This window comes from Krasilnikovia sp. M28-CT-15, assembly GCF_047159595.1.
Taxonomy (GTDB): Bacteria; Actinomycetota; Actinomycetes; order Mycobacteriales; family Micromonosporaceae; genus Actinoplanes.
Window position 1 is genome coordinate 2947059 of record NZ_BAAGAK010000001.1, and the last position, 14879, is coordinate 2961937.

13 protein-coding genes are annotated in these 14879 nt (G+C 70.7%); 5 read left to right on the forward strand and 8 right to left on the reverse strand.

Features of this window, described 5'->3' with window-relative positions; genetic code table 11:
* The 6 genes from ACMCNO_RS13820 to ACMCNO_RS13845 form a co-directional block, all read right to left on the reverse strand.
* Nucleotides 1-1845, reverse strand: a complete 1845-nt coding sequence (locus ACMCNO_RS13820) for a glycoside hydrolase family 3 protein (RefSeq protein WP_412749819.1) — start codon at nucleotides 1843-1845, stop codon at nucleotides 1-3.
* On the reverse strand, nucleotides 1842-3011 hold the full coding sequence (locus ACMCNO_RS13825; RefSeq protein WP_412749820.1) for a glycoside hydrolase family 1 protein: 1170 nt from the start codon (nucleotides 3009-3011) through the stop codon (nucleotides 1842-1844). Before ACMCNO_RS13825 ends, ACMCNO_RS13820 begins: the two co-directional genes overlap by 4 nt.
* A gap of 16 nt (nucleotides 3012-3027) precedes the next feature.
* A complete protein-coding gene (locus tag ACMCNO_RS13830) occupies nucleotides 3028-3903 on the reverse strand; it encodes a carbohydrate ABC transporter permease (protein WP_412749821.1) in 876 nt (291 codons plus the stop codon).
* Nucleotides 3904-3905: 2 nt separating this feature from the next.
* Nucleotides 3906-4781, reverse strand: coding sequence for a carbohydrate ABC transporter permease (locus tag ACMCNO_RS13835; RefSeq protein WP_412749822.1), 876 nt, complete (start codon nucleotides 4779-4781; stop codon nucleotides 3906-3908).
* A complete protein-coding gene (locus tag ACMCNO_RS13840; RefSeq protein WP_412749823.1) occupies nucleotides 4778-6022 on the reverse strand; it encodes a sugar ABC transporter substrate-binding protein in 1245 nt (414 codons plus the stop codon). Before ACMCNO_RS13840 ends, ACMCNO_RS13835 begins: the two co-directional genes overlap by 4 nt.
* A gap of 97 nt (nucleotides 6023-6119) precedes the next feature.
* Nucleotides 6120-7208 carry a LacI family DNA-binding transcriptional regulator gene (locus ACMCNO_RS13845; RefSeq protein ID WP_412749824.1) on the reverse strand — a complete coding sequence of 363 codons (1089 nt, stop codon included), beginning with the start codon at nucleotides 7206-7208 and terminating at the stop codon, nucleotides 6120-6122.
* A 167-nt stretch (nucleotides 7209-7375) separates the two neighbouring features.
* Here ACMCNO_RS13845 and ACMCNO_RS13850 point away from each other — a divergent pair, with 167 nt between their 5' ends.
* Together ACMCNO_RS13850 and ACMCNO_RS13855 are read left to right on the forward strand one after the other, a co-directional pair.
* Complete coding sequence (locus tag ACMCNO_RS13850; protein WP_412749825.1) at nucleotides 7376-8293, forward strand: TIGR04222 domain-containing membrane protein; 918 nt, start codon at nucleotides 7376-7378, stop codon at nucleotides 8291-8293.
* A gap of 1051 nt (nucleotides 8294-9344) precedes the next feature.
* On the forward strand, nucleotides 9345-9752 hold the full coding sequence (locus tag ACMCNO_RS13855) for an SSI family serine proteinase inhibitor (RefSeq protein WP_412749826.1): 408 nt from the start codon (nucleotides 9345-9347) through the stop codon (nucleotides 9750-9752).
* A 500-nt stretch (nucleotides 9753-10252) separates the two neighbouring features.
* Here the strand turns inward: ACMCNO_RS13855 and ACMCNO_RS13860 are convergent, their stop codons facing one another.
* Complete coding sequence (locus tag ACMCNO_RS13860; protein ID WP_412749827.1) at nucleotides 10253-10726, reverse strand: nitroreductase/quinone reductase family protein; 474 nt, start codon at nucleotides 10724-10726, stop codon at nucleotides 10253-10255.
* A 314-nt stretch (nucleotides 10727-11040) separates the two neighbouring features.
* On the opposite strand from ACMCNO_RS13860, the gene ACMCNO_RS13865 reads away from it, so the two are divergent.
* Genes ACMCNO_RS13865 through ACMCNO_RS13875 form a run of 3 tightly spaced genes read left to right on the forward strand, consistent with a single transcriptional unit; the run spans nucleotide 11041 to nucleotide 14231 of the window.
* On the forward strand, nucleotides 11041-11724 hold the full coding sequence (locus tag ACMCNO_RS13865) for a helix-turn-helix domain-containing protein (RefSeq protein ID WP_412749828.1): 684 nt from the start codon (nucleotides 11041-11043) through the stop codon (nucleotides 11722-11724).
* Between the two features lie 3 nt (nucleotides 11725-11727).
* Nucleotides 11728-12645: an ATP-binding cassette domain-containing protein gene (locus ACMCNO_RS13870; protein ID WP_412749829.1), complete on the forward strand. Its 918-nt coding sequence runs from the start codon at nucleotides 11728-11730 to the stop codon at nucleotides 12643-12645.
* A complete protein-coding gene (locus ACMCNO_RS13875) occupies nucleotides 12642-14231 on the forward strand; it encodes an ABC transporter permease (RefSeq protein ID WP_412749830.1) in 1590 nt (529 codons plus the stop codon). The genes ACMCNO_RS13870 and ACMCNO_RS13875 overlap by 4 nt, the downstream gene beginning before the upstream one ends.
* Before the next feature lie 108 nt (nucleotides 14232-14339).
* Here the strand turns inward: ACMCNO_RS13875 and ACMCNO_RS13880 are convergent, their stop codons facing one another.
* A complete protein-coding gene (locus tag ACMCNO_RS13880; protein ID WP_412749831.1) occupies nucleotides 14340-14717 on the reverse strand; it encodes a VOC family protein in 378 nt (125 codons plus the stop codon).
* Between the last annotated feature and the right edge of the window lie 162 nt (nucleotides 14718-14879).

Here is a 14879-nt window from a genome sequence, read left to right on the forward strand (position 1 = left end):
TCAGGTCGATCTGCTGATCCGGTACGACACGGAGTGCCCGGCCGCGAAGAGCGGGGACTCCGTGTCGTTGGGCACGTCCTCGCGCGACGCCTCGACCGCGGCCATCGACGAGGGCAGCTCCATCGGCAGCCGCCCGCCCGGTGCCGCCGCACCGAACAGCACGTCCAGCAGCGCCTCGTCGGTCACGCCGAACTCGCCGAGCACGGCCGCGCTCGCGCCGACCACCTCCGGCAGCACGGCGGCCCGGTCCAGCCCGACCACCAGCACGGTGGGCGTCTCGATGAACTCCCGGACCAGCTCCGCGACCCGCTCCGGCGGCAGGTCGAGCCGGCCGGCGTGGAAACCCGCCTCGTAGTCGATCCCGGTCTCCCGTCGCTCGTACGGCGTGGCCAGCCGGACCAGCGCCACCTCGGCCTCCGCCGGCTCCGCGACCACCCGGCCGTAGCGGGCGGCGACCGCGCGGTCGACGCCGTCGAGGCGCATCCGGATCCCGCGGCGCAGCGGTAGCGGACCGTTCTTCAGCAGGGTGACGGCCTGCTGCTGGGCGCGCACCCCGGCGGCGGCGAACGCGGTGTTCCCCACGACCCGCTCGGCCATGTCCGGATCGACGTACGGATCGTCGAACAGCCCCAGCGCGAACTTGACCCGCAGGACCCGGCGCGCCGACCGGTCGATGCGATCAACCGGGATCTGTCCGGACTCGACGAGCTCGACCACGAGCTCCGGGCAGGACTCGCCACCCAGCTGGTCGACGCCCGCGTCGAGGATCTTCCGGACCCGCTCGATCCGGGACAACCGCTCGGCGCCCCAGCAGCGGGCCGGCCAACGCACGCCCTCGACCCGCACGTCGGTGACCAGACCCCAGTCGGAGCAGACCACCCCGTCGTACCCGAAACGCTCGCGCAGCCAGCCCGTGACCACCTCGCGGTGGAAGCCGAAGCCGACCTCCTCGACGCCCAGGCCGACCGGTACGGCGTAGTAGGGCATGACGGCGGCCGTGCCCGCGGCGAAGGCGGCCTCGAACGGGCGCAGGTGATACTCCAGATTGCGGCCCGGATAGACCTGCTCCTTGCCGTACGGGAAGTGCGCGTCCTCGCCGCGCAGTTGCGGCCCCGCCCCCGGGAAGTGCTTGGTCATGCAGGCGACGCTGTCCGGCCCGAGCCGCTCGCCCTGCAGGCCGCGCACGTACGCCCGGACCAGGCGTCCGGCCAGCTCCGCATCGGCGCCGAACGTGCCCGACAGCCGCGACCAGCGCGGTTCGGTGGCGAGGTCGGCCTGCGGGCCCAGGCTCATCCGGATGCCGACGGCCCGGTACTCGCGGCGGACCACCTCGGCGTACTCGGCCAGCAGCTGCCCGTCGGCGGCCGCGGCCAGCCCGAGCGGTTCCGGCCACCGGGAGAACGTCGTGCTCGCCGTGGCGGTCGCCGGGTTGTCCACGAAGCCGTGCACCGGATCGCTGGACAGCGTCACCGGGATGCCCCACCGGGTCCCGGCGGCCAGCGCCTGCACCCGGTTCTGCCACTCGGCGTACCGGCGCGGCGGGATCCGGGGCGCCGCGTTGAAGTGGGTGATGTGCGCGTCCCGGATCAGCCGGCGGGTGGACAGCACGTCGTGCGGGATGTCGTCGCCGTCCGGGGCGGGTTCGTACAGGCCGTCCTCGTCGGCGCGAAGCATGGTGTGGAACAGCAGCCCGGCCTTCTCCGGCAGGGTCATCCGGGCCAGCAGGTCCGCCACCCGGGCCTCGACCGGGAGCCGTGGATCCTCGTACGGCTCCATGCGGCCCGTGCCGCACAGATCTCGGTAGCGCACGCCGTCCGCGTACCGGACCAGGGGGTCCTCGATCACGGCAGCGCGTTCTTGCGGGCCAGCGCGCCGAACCACCGCGCGCTGGGTTTCACCGTGCGCCGAAATGTCGTCCGGTCTACCGCGATCAGCCCGAAGGTCGGCGTCCAGCTGCCCCACTCGTAGTTGTCCAGGGCGCTCCAGTGGTAGTAGCCGGGCACCTCGACGCCGTCGGTGATGGCCTGGTGCAACCCGGCGAGCGCGTCCCGGACGTAGTCGACGCGGCGGCTGTCGTCGGCGGTGGCGATGCCGTTCTCGGTGACCAGCACCGGCACCCCGCCGGTGACCTTCCACGCCTGGCGTACGCCGATGGCCAGCGCGTCCGGGAAATACTCCCAGCCGGTCAGGGTCGTCTCGGCGCCGGCCGGCGGCGGTACGGCACCCGCCCGGCCCACGAAGGTCCGGGTGTACGCCTGCACGCCCACGAAGTCGTCGTCGCGGGCCGCCTCGAGGAAGTACTCCTCCAGCGGATAGCTGTACGCGTACGCCTCGTCGGCGCAGCCCGGCAGGGCGTGGATCGCCTGCGTCGCCACCGTCCACCCGGAACGGACCCCGGGCAGCGCGGCGAGCACTTCCCGGGACATCCGGTGGGCGCGGACCAGTTCGGCGGACACCTGCCCGTTGGGCCGGGCCATGCCGTACGCGACCGGCTCGGCATCCGGGTCCTTGGCGCCCTCCGCGCAGGCGACGACGTTGGGCTCGTTGATCGTACAGACCCACTCGACCCCGTCCCGGACGATCGGCAACGCGATCTCGGTGAACCGGGCGAACAGCTCGGCCGCCCTCGGGTTGCGCCAGCCGCCGAGTGCGGACATCCAGCGGGGGACGGTGAAGTGGTGGAGCGTGACCATCGGCCGCAGGCCGTGCTGGAGGCAGCAGTCGACCATGCGCCGGTAGTGGTCCAGCATCGCCACCGACACCTGCCCGCGCTCAGGCTCGATCCGGCACCACTCCACCGAGAAGCGGTAGCTGTTCAGGCCCAGCTCGGCCAGCAGCGCGATGTCCTGCGGGTAGCGGTGGAAGCTGTCGCAGGCATCACCGCTGGCCTCCGGGACCGTGCTGTCCGGGGCGTACTCCCGTTGCCAGTAGTCGCTGTTGATGTTGTTGCCCTCGGTCTGGTGCCCCGAGGTGGCCGCTCCCCAGAGGAATCCGGGCGGGAACGTTCGCACTCGCGTCTCCCTTCGTTCACTTGAGGCCGGCCGTCGCCACGCCCTGCACGAACCAGCGCTGAAGCGCGATGAACGCGGCGAGGATCGGCGTGATGACCATGACGGACCCGGCGAGCAGCAGACCGTAGTTCGTGGCCTGCTCGCCGGTGGAGTAGAGCGACAGTGCGACCGGCAGTGTGTACCGGTCCTGGTTCTGCGCGACGACCAGCGGCCAGAGGAAGTTGTTCCAGGACGCCAGGAAGGTCAGGATCCCCAGCGTGGCCAGCGGCGGCCCGCTGAGCGGAAGCACGATCCGGGCGAAGATGCGGAATTCGCCGGCGCCGTCGATGCGGGCCGCCTCGATGAGCTCGTCCGGAATCCCGCGCATGAACTGTCGCATCAGGAAGACCCCCAGCGGCGAGGTCAGGAACGGCAGGATCAGGCCGGCGTACGTGTTGATCAGGTGTAGCTTGGCGACCACCACGAACAGCGGTACGAAGGTCACCACGCCGGGCACCATCAGCGTGACCATCACCAGGGCGAACAGGATCCGCTTGCCCCGGAACTCCAGCTTCGCCAGCGCGTACCCGACCATCGAGCAGAACAGCAGGTTACCCAGGACCGTGACGACCGCGACGATCACGCTGTTGCGGAAGAACGTGCCGATCCGCAGCGTCGTGAACCACTCCCGGTAGTTGTCCAGGGTGGGGGAGTGCGGCAGCCAGCCACCCGGGTCGGCCAGGATCTCGCCCTCCGGCTTGACCGAGCCCAGCAGCATCCAGACGAACGGCATGACCGTGGCCACCCCGGCCACGACCAGGGACACGTACACGTAGCCGTGTCGCCGTTTCGTTGTCTTTTTCGCGGCCTGCGGCACGGCCGGCGCCCGTTCGCGGGTCAGCGTCGCCGTCACTGCTAGTCCTTCGCCCGCAGCAGCCGGAACTGGAGCAGGCTCACCGCCGCGATGACCACGAACACCACGTAGCTGGCGGCGGCCGCGAAGCCGTACCGGCCGAAGCCGAACTGGTGGTACGTGAAGTAGGTCGCCGAGAGGGTCGAGTTCAGCGGTCCACCCTGGGTCATCACGAACGGCTCCTCGAAGAACTGCAGGTAGCCGACCGAGATGAGCACCGCGCCGAGCAGCAGCGTCGGACGCAGCAGCGGCAACGTGATGCGCCGGAACCGCTGCCAGGCGGTGGCGCCGTCCATGGTCGCCGCCTCACCGAGCTCGGGCGGCACGGCCTGCAACCCGGCCAGGAAGATGACCATCAAGGTGCCCATGTTCCGCCACGCGGCCATGGCGATCAGCGACGGCATCGCCCACGTCGTGCTGTGCAGCCAGTCCGGGCCCACGATCCCCAGGCCGCCCAGCACCCGGTTGAGCAGCCCGTCGGGTTGCAGGATGAAGCGCCACACCACCGCCACCGCGACGACGCTGGTCACCACGGGCGTGTAGAAGCCGACCCGGAACGCCGTGCGGAACCGGGTGATGCCGGTGTTGAGCGCCACCGCGAGCAGCAGCGCCACCCCCATCGTGAGCGGAATCCCCAGCAGCACGAAGTAGCCGGTGTTCACCAGGGCCCGCCGGAACACCGGGTCGGCGAACAGCCGGGCGTACTGCCGGAGGCCGACGAAGTCCACCGCCCACGGTGTAGCGACGTCGCTGCTGCGGAAGTCGGTGAACGACATCAGCACCGAGCTGACCAGCGGCACCACCATGAACAGGCCGAACCCGGCGACGAACGGCAGCGCGAACAGCCAGGCGACGAGCGACCGCCGCCGCACGCTCATGCGCCGGTCCCGACGGAAGCCACGCCGGCCTGCAGCGCCCGCATGGCCTGAGCCGCATCCGCGCCCGCCACGGTGACCCGCTCCAGCTGCGCGTCACCGGCGGCCTGCACCTCGGTCCACTCCGGTGTCGCCGGCGGCGCGTTGACATCCTGGAGCTGCCGGCCGAAGACGGCGAGCTTCGGATCCGCGCTCAGCGCCGGATCGTTCCACGCGGCCTGCACGGACGGCAGATCCCCGGTCATCCGGTACCAGGCGACCTGGGTCTTCGGCGCGGACAGGAACTGGATCAGCTTCCAGGCCGCGCCGGCGTTCGCCGACCTCTTGAACACGACCAGGTTGGAACCGCCCACAAAGGAGGTGGCGGTCCTGGCCTTGGGTACGACCGCCGTGGCGTACCTGTCGGCGAAACCGGGGCCGCCGGCCTTGTTGAGCTGGCCCACCTCGAACGGGCCGCCGAGGAACATCGGCACCGAGCCGTTCACGAATGCCGCCTCGTATGCCCCGGCGTCGGTGCTAGGGGTCGGGTCGGCGATGCCCTCGGTGAAGAAGCTCTGGTAGAACCGGACGGCTTCCACCATTGCCGGCTCGTCGAGCGTCCACTTCGAGCCGTCGGCTGAGGTCAGGCTCGCTCCGTTCGACCAGGCGAACGGCAGGAAGCCCTGGAAGTCCTTGGGCCCGAGCGCGACGCCGTACTTCGCGCCCGCCTTGGCCTGTAGCGCTTTGGCCATGTCCTTGAACTCGGCCCAGGTGGCCGGCGGCTGCTGGTAGCCGGCCTTGGCGGCCAGATCGGTGCGGTAGTAGAGCACCGGCGTGTCGACGTACCACGGCACGCCCAGCGTGGCGCCGCGGACCTGGGCGGACTTCGTCGAACCGGGGTAGAACTCGCCCGTGTTCAGGTCGCTCGGGACCGGCGCCAGCGCGTTCGCGGCGCCGAACTCGCCCATCCAGGTGGTGCCGAGCTGGCCGATGTCCGGCGTGGTCCCGCCCGCGATGGCGGTCTGGTACTTGTTGTGGGCCGCGGACCAGGGTATCGGTGTGACGTTGACCTTGACGTCGGGATTGGCCGCCTGGAACGCCTTGAGCAGCGCCGGCAGCCGCTCGGCCTCCGCGCCCTGCGCCCACATGGTGATGGTTCCGGTGGCCGGCCCGGCGCCGACGGCGTCGGTGGCGGCCGTGTCGTCCGCCTGGGTGGACCGGCCGCAGGCCGCGACGCAGAGAGCGCTGCTGAGCAGGACAATCAAGCCTGTTCGTGCGTATCGCATCGTTCCCCCTAGCCGTGGGATCTAAGCGCTTAGATAGACGCTAGGCGCTGGAATCGCGACTGGCAAGGAGCCTCGTTCAGGTACGCGGCGGGCAGCCGCAGCTCTCCCGCAGCACCACCTGCACCGGCAGCTGGCGGAAATCCGGCGGCCGGGCCGGGTCGGCGATGCGCTCCCGGAGGACATCGACCACGAGCCGACCCATCTCCACCATCGGCTGGCGGACCGTGGTCAGGGCCGGGCGTACGACCCGCCCGGCCACGATGCCGTCGAAGCCGGTGACCGCGACCTGGTCCGGCACCCGTACGCCCCGGGCGGCGAGGATGTCGAGGACATCCAGCGCCACGTCGTCCGTAGCGCAGACGAACGCCTCCGGCAGCGGCAGCTGCTCGGGCAGCGCGACGGCCGCCCGCCCGGCCGGCGTACCGTGCGTCGCCGGCACCATCGGCTTGCGCGGCACCCGGAGCCGGGCCGCGCGCAGGGCGTCCCGGAAACCGGCGAACCGGGCACGGCCCTCGGCCGGGTTGAGCCCGCCGACGAACAACAGGTCGCGCCGGCCATGATCGCGGATGAGGTGCTCCGTGACGGCCCGCATCCCCCCGCGGTTGTCGATGGTGACGTGGCTGAGCCGGTCGTCCTCGGGCGGCTCCGAGATGGCCACCACCGGGATCCGGCCCGCGATACGCTCCAGGGCGTCGGTCGGCAGCGTCTGCGGGAACACCGCGAGCCCGTCGACGCGGCCGGCGATGTCGGTGACCATGGTGGTGCCGGCGGTACGGCTCGGACCGCCGATCATCAGCGCGTATCCGAGCTGCCGGCACGCCAGCTCCATACCGCGCTGGATCTCGTCCACGTAGAGCGGGAACTCCCGGCACCACTCGTTCGGGTCCTCCCGCACGAAGCTGACCGAGCCGGTCAGGCCGGCTTCGGGCTGCTCCACCGCTCCCGGCAGCGGATGGTCGAACTCGCCGGACAGCAGGTAGTCGAACGAGAAGAGCCCCAGCACACCCGTCCGCCCGTCGGCGAGGCCACGAGCGCTCGCCGAGGGCACGTAGTGCAGCGCGCGGGCCGCCGCCAGCACCAGGTCGCGGGTGGACTGCTTCACCCGATCCGGGCGGCGGAACGTCATCGAGACCGTGGCGATCGAGACACCGGCGTGCTTGGCCACGTCGTATACGGTTGCTGCCTTCGCCACGAAGTCCCTCGGATTCGACGAGCCCTTGCACTCACCGTACACGCGCGGTATGACACTCCGGTCCTCCGGCGATCCGGTCGGGCGATCCAGGCGCGGCCCGGATCGGGCATTCTCGGACCAGAAACGGGGGTGCGTACGACATGGAACGTCTGGCCTGGCCGCTGGGGATCGCCGGCGTCGGTGGTGGATCGCTGGCATTCGCCGTCGTCGCGCCCCGGACGGCGTGCTGGGTGCTGGGCCTGATCGTGCCCGTGCTCGTGGCCGGCCCGCACCTGGTGCAGTGGTGGCTGAGCCGGGCACGCCGGACGGAGCGGCTGGCGGCACGCTGGTGGAGGTCGCACCCGGACCCGCTCGAGGTGGCGTTCCTCTGCGGCGGCCCCGACCGGGTCGTGGACCTAGCCATCGCGGACCTGGTGGCCGAAGGCCGGCTGACCGTGGCCGATGACGGCAGGCTCGGCGCCGCCCACCCCGCTGGCCCGCACGAGGCAGCCTTCCGTCAGGAGATCCACAGTCGGCTGTTGCACGGAAACACCGACATCGCGACGCTGCGCTGCGCCGCGCGCTCGGCGTCGGCGTCGGCGACAGCGCCGTTGTGGCGCGCGGCCGTGCACCAGCGACTGATGTTGCCGGCCTGGCGGCGGGAGCACACCCCCTGGTTCGTGGCCGGCATGATCGTCGCGGTGGGTTACTCCGTCGCGGTGGCGCTTGGCCAACTCCAACGGACGGGTTGGACGCTGGGGATCGGCGCCGGCGCCGTTGCCCTGGGCATCCTCTCCCTGTGGCGCACCAGGTTCCTGGTCGGCTACGGTTTCGACCCTCGCACGGCGGCGGGGTTACGCGCCGCCGCCCTGGCGCGCGACACCACCCAGCCCGATACTCTCAGCCACTTTTTCGCGACACAAGGCATCCGATCGGCAAGCGATCTACGCCCCGGAGCCCCAGACCCGCACAGCGTTCCCCGCAGCCAGTGGGACGTCCCGTGGTACGGCCCCCGCGTACCCGAGCCTGAGCTCCCCTGGTGGCGCGAGGTGGCCCAAACGACAACAGCCGACGGGTAGACCATGGTCGCAGGAATCCGCGCCTGGCCTCGCCAGCACGCGGATTTGTGGTTCCGGGGGGCAAGCCCGGCTGGCGGTACACCTCGCCCGCCGACTTTCCCCACTCCAGGCTGGTCTATCACTACTTCCAGACCTGGACCCCCTCAGTTGCGGTGCCGTGACGCAGGAAGGGCATCGGCTATGGTCACCACCAGCACGCGAGCCGACGCGCCGCAGTTGCTTGCAGTGTTCCCGGTACGACACCAGCGTGCGTTTCCGGATGACGGCCACGTGGGGCGATGCCAGGGCGACATCCATGTTCGCGATCGGCGGGTATGGGTAATGGTTCGTGTTGCCCCTCGGACACCAAATCAAAGACACGAGAGTTCGCCGGGGTGATCACCTCGGCGATCATTGTTTCCGGGCCCGGCTGGTATGTCAGCCGCAGGCCGATCCGGCTGCACAGCTCGGCTTTGTCGCGCGGGTCGGCGCGTTCGCGGCCGAGAAGCCGGCGCGGCGGCGTCCGGCCGGCGGCCACTATGAAAGCTTCATGAACGTACGTAACTAGAAGTGATGATCACCAAGCCGTGCGCACGCCGCCGCGCCGCACTGCCGTGCCCCGTGCGGAGCCCGCCGTCACCAGCCCGCCGCGTCGCCCGGATGGGCGCCTCCCGTGTTCGCCCCATGGAGTGTTGAAGATTTGCCAATAACATCGTCCTGTCATTTCAAATCGATGGTCACCGAACTGGTAATTGACCTGCCGGAAACAGCGGCATAGCGTGTAGTCGATTGTGGTGGAGCGACTGGTGAGTGCCACCACCGCCGTGGGATTGCCGTCACCACAGTAGTCACGGAGCCACGGACTAAAACCAGCGTCATGGCCAAGGCGAGCCGGGGAGTAAGGCGGGGCCATGAACGACAGGGCCTACGGGTAGCCAGCCGTTGAAAACGGGTCACGGACGACATGGTGAGCCGGTTCCCATTTGGCTCTTGGCAAGGTGATCGCCACAGCGGTGGCTGCGCGCAATCAGGAACTGATCCGTCTCGCCGCGTCTCTCACAAGGAGGAACTCATGACCACCTTCCGGCGCATCGGCATTGCGTTGACATGTCTGTCCGTGACGGCGGCCGGGCTGGCCGTCGCGGCACCGGCCCAGGCCCGTCCTGCCACAAGCCACTCGGCGACCGCCTTCGTCCTCGCGGTGGTTCCGGAATACGGTGGGGCCACCCGTTTGGCGACACTCCGCTGCGAGCCCGCCGGTGGCACGCATCCGGACCCGATCGCGGCCTGTTACCAACTCCGGACCGCCGGCGGTGACTTCGATGCCGTCGAGGGCATCCGGGGCGCGTGCACTATGGAATACCGTCCCGTGACCGCCATGTCGCTCGGATACTGGCGGGGCACACCGACGAGTTATCGCGAGACCTTCTCCAATCAGTGCGTCATGGAGCACGCGACGAGCGGCATCTTCGATTTCTAGATCACCGGCGGCAACAGGCTAGGGACAACCAGCTTCGGCTCCAGGCCGGCGAAGGGGCGGCCGTGGTGCTCGTGCTCCATCATGTTCTCGCGGACGGGATCGGCGGGTTGGCCATCCTGGCGGACCTGGTCGACGGCGCGCTGAGGTCAGGACCGCCACCGCCCAGGACGTCCCGCAACGCGGCCAGGAAATCAGCACCACGGCGCTGGTGCCCTGGCCGTCGCCGCGGTCGTCAGGGGCGCACCGGCAGCGCCCCGGGAGCCGCTCGGCGCCCGGCCGGGGCTGTCCGGTGTGGACCTGCTAACTCCCCGGGCCGCTGTCGCAGACGGGCTGGCCGCGGGCGGTGGCTGGCAGCCGTACGCACGCGTGGCGGAGATCCTCACCGCTTACAGCATCCCGCTACCCCCGCGGCGGGCTCGGCGGGGGTGCACACCGACCTGCTCGACGACCGCGTGTTCCGGCTGGTCCCGATGACCGATCCGGACGCCGGCCGGCTGGCCCTACCGAGGGGTGAGGACGACGGTGGCCAGGTGGTATTCGTGGACGGCCTCCTCGAGCTGCGACACGGTCGGAATCCGGCCGGGCTCGGTCGTCAGACCGGTCTGGCGGCGCGTGCCCTTCCATCCGATCTTCTCGGTCATTCGCTGCAGGGTGGCGGCCACGGATGCGGGTGCGTCGTCGAGGTCGGCGTGCATCGTGCGCCGGTGACCGGCATGGGTTACCTCGATGTCGGTGCCGCCGCGGAGATTGGCCCGCCAGTTGTGTTGGGTGACGACGATGTGGCGGCCATCGAGCTCGACGTACCCGACGGGGATGTCGTAGCGATGGCCTGTTTTGCGCCCGGTGATGTGGAGGATGAGCAGTGCGTCGTCCATGGCGCCGTGCAGCGGGGACCTCAGCGCGGCGCGGACCACGGGGTTCAGCAGGTTGATGAGGCGTTGCGGAGGAAGTCTGCGACCGATGGTGGTGGCCATCGTGATCACCGTCCTGCCGGTCACGGGGCGGGCCCGTTCCCGCCTCTTACTTTCGAGCCTCTCCCGCCGGGCGATCGGGCGGTGGAGTCCGCGGTCCTGACGTCGGCGGGCCGGACGCCACGTTCTGTATGTCGTTCGCCTCTGCCCCGCGAGGGGCACGCCGTGGCGCGATGGAATGGAGTGCTGGCCGCGTGGTGGCGGGCGAACAACCACCTGACCATCGCGGCTCTTCGTATTGTCTTCGACCTACACGGGAGTATAGTCAACTGCGGTATCGAGTAGCAGACCATACATCTGTGTAGGGGGAGAGCGCGATGGTGCGCCCGGCGGGAGATCCGGCGTTCGAGGACCTGACGGCCCGGGCGCGGATCCGGGACGCGGCGATCCGCCTGATCGCCGAGCGCGGCACCGACGCCACCACGGTCCGTGACATCGCCCGGGACGCGGGCGTGTCGTCCGGCCTGGTCCGGCACCACTTCGGGTCGAAGGAGGCACTGCGCGAGGCGTGTGACGCCTACGCCCTGGACCGGGTGGTGAAGATCAAGGAGGAGTTGCTGGTCGAAGGCCAGGTGGCCAACCCCAGCTTCCTGCCGTCGGTGCATCCGACGATCGTGCTGCTGTACAAGTACGTCACACGCGCCCTGCTCGACGGCTCGCCTGCCGCCGCGGCCATGTTCGACGACATGGTGACGCTGACCGAGAAGTGGGTCGAGCGACTGGCCCCGGACCTCACCGAGGATCTGCGGGCCTACGCCGCCGTGCTGGTCGGCATGCAGTCCGGGATCCTCGCGATGCACGAGCACGTGTCCCGGGCGCTGGGCGTCGACATGTTCACCACCGAGGGGCACGTGCGCCTGGCCAATGCGCTGGCCGACTTCTACTCCCGTCCGCTGCTCGATGCCGAGTTCGCCGCCAGGGCCCGCGCGGCGATGGAGCCGCTGCGCGCACCCCACCCGCCGAGCGCCAAGGGAGCCGAACCCGCGGCTGAAGGAGCATGAACGATGTCCGAGGCGATCCGCACAGACGCATTGGTCAAGACGTTCGGGCGCACCCGCGCGCTCGACGGGCTCGACCTGAGCGTGCAGACCGGGGAGGTCCACGCCTTCCTCGGGCCCAACGGCGCGGGCAAGTCCACCACCATCCGGATCCTGCTCGGGCTGCTGCGGGCCGACGGCGGCTCCGCCCGGCTGCTCGGCGGCGACCCGTGGCGCGACACGGCCACACTGCACCGCCGGCTGGCGTACGTGCCCGGCGACGTGACCCTGTGGCCGAATCTGTCCGGCGGTGAGGTCATCGACCTGCTCGGCCGGCTGCGCGGCGGGCTCAACCAGCAGCGCCGCGCCGAGCTGCTCGAGCGTTTCGACCTCGACCCGCGCAAGAAGGGCCGGGCGTACTCCAAGGGCAACCGGCAGAAGGTGGCGTTGATCGCCGCCCTCGCCTCCGACGTGGAGCTGCTGATCCTCGACGAACCGACCTCGGGCCTCGACCCGCTCATGGAGGAGGTCTTCCGCGAGGTGATCCGCGAGGATCAGCAGCGCGACGGCCGTACCGTGCTGCTGTCCAGCCACATCCTCGCCGAGGTGGAGGCGCTGTGTGACCGGGTCACCATCATCCGCGAGGGGCGGGCCGTGGAGACCGGCACGCTCGCCCAGCTGCGGCATTTGACTCGCACCTCGATCCAGGCCAGCCTCGCCGGTCCGGCGGCCGGCCTGGCGGCGCTGCCCGGCGTGCACGACCTGCAGACCCACAACGGTACGGTGCGCTTCGACGTCGACACCGCCGCACTCGACACGGTGCTGCGCGAACTCACCTCGGTCGGCGTGCGCAGCCTCACCAGCCAGCCACCGACGCTGGAAGAGCTGTTCCTGCGCCACTACGACCGCGCCGCCGACACCGTGCAGACGGAGGTGGCCCGGTGAAAAGCGTGACCGGCACCCGCGCCCTCGTCCGCCTGGCGCTGCGGCTCGACCGGGTACGACTGACCGTGTGGATCGTCGGGCTCGCCGTCATGCCGATGGGGACCGCGGCGAACTACGTCAAGCTCTACCCCACCCAGGCGGACCTCGACGCGGTTTCCGGTGTCCTCGCCAACCCGTCGCTGGTCGCCTTGAGCGGCCCCCTGTTCGCCAAGTCGATCGGCGCCCTCACCACCTGGAAGATCGGCGCCACCGAGTTCATCCTCGTGGCCCTGATGAGCCTGCTCACCGTCGTGCGGCACACCCGTACCGAAGAGGAGACCGGACGCCTGGAACTGATCGGCGCCACCGTTGTCGGACGCCGCGCCCCGCTGACTGCCGCGCTGATCGTCGCCGGGATCGCGAACCTCGCCATCGCGGCGCTGGCCGCGCTCGGCCTGATGGCGACCGGACTACCGGTGGCCGGCTCGGTGGCGTTCGGCCTCGCGACCGCACTGGTCGGGATCCTGTTCGCCGCGGTCGCGGCCACCACCGCACAACTCACCCGCAGCGGCCGCGCGGCCAGCGGGATCGCCAGCGCCGTGCTGGCCGGTGCCTATCTGCTGCGGGCCGTCGGCGACACCGGCCCGACCTGGCTGACCTGGCTGTCCCCGCTGGGCTGGGCGCTGCACCTGCGGCCCTACGCGGACGAACGGTGGTCGGTGGCCGGCCTGTTCGTCGGCTTCATGGTGCTCTTCGCGGCTGCGGGCTACGCGCTGGTGGCCCGCCGCGACATGGGCGCTGGGCTGCTGCCGGAGCGGCTGGGCCCGGCCGAAGCGGCCCCGTCGCTGCGCAGCCCGCTCGCGCTGGCCTGGCGGCTGCACCGGGGTCTGCTCCTGGGCTGGCTCGTCGCGCTCCTGCTGACCGGGGCGGTCATGGGCGGCGCCGCGGCCGGCGTCGCCGATCTCAAGTCGCCGAACCAGCAGCTCACCGACATCCTGACCCGCATGGGTGGCAGCGCCGGTCTGACCGATGCGTTCCTCGCCGCGATCTTCGGCATCATCGGTATGACCGCCGCCGCCTACACGATCCAGGCGACATTGCGGCTGCGCCAGGAGGAAACCGGCGGGCACGCCGAGGTGCTGCTGGCCACGCCGGTCGGGCGGCTGGGCTGGGCGGCCAGCCACCTGGTGTTCGCGCTGCTCGGCACGGCGCTGCTGCTGGCCGCCGCGGGTGTCACCGGTGGACTCGCGTACGGCGCGCAGGTCCACGACATCGGCGGCCAGTTCGGCCGGGTGCTCGGGGCCGCGCTGGTGCAGCTGCCCGCCACCTGGGTCCTCGCCGGACTCGGCGTGGCCCTGATCGGCCTGGCCCCGAGGCTCGGCACCGTGGCCTGGGCTGGGCTCATCGTCTCGGCCCTGCTCTTCGAGCTCGGCGCACTGTTCGGGCTCAGTCAATGGGTTGTGGACCTCAGCCCGTTCGCGCACGTGCCGAAGCTGCCCGGCAGCGCGTTCGCCGCGACGCCGGTGGTGTGGTTGATCGTGGTCGCGGTCGCCCTCGGCGCGGCGGGTCTGGTGGGACTGCGCCGCCGCGACATCCCGACGGCCTGACCCATCCCAGCCTGCACTGGGGCCGGCTCCTGCCGGTGAAGCCTGGCGACATCCATCGCCTCGTGGTCACCAAGCCCGAGCGGCGACCGGCGCCTCCTGGCAGGTGATCTATTGGTCGCTCACCGGGGGTGCCCAGCCGGGTCGTGGGATGAGGCAGAACGGGTGGCCGGCGGGGTCGGCGAAGACGTATTCGCCGGGCAGGCTGGTGGCGCCGAGCGTGAGGACGGCCTCGGCGGCGGCACGGAGGTCGTCGACCATCACGTCGAGGTGCATCTGCTGTGGGACGGCCGGGTCGGGCCATGTGGGTGGGCGGTGCTGGGGGGCGCGTTGGAAGGCGATCCCGGAGGTGCGGGTGTCGGCCGAGACGACGACGAAGTCGTGTTCGTTGTGGGTGATGGGCTGACCGAGGATCGTGCTCCAGAATCGAGCGGACGCCACAGGGTCGGGGCAGTCGAAGATCAGGTGGTGCAAGCGGCCTACGGTCACGACGGTCACCTCACTGATGTGTGTGGTCGGTAGCTCGGCAGAGCTGCGCCCACCAGGACGATAACGACGCCGGCGAGGTCGGCGTGCGGCCACGGCTGGTCGAGTGTGGGGGTTCAAGTCCCACTTCGACACAGCCGTCGAGCACACGGGTCAGTGACCGGG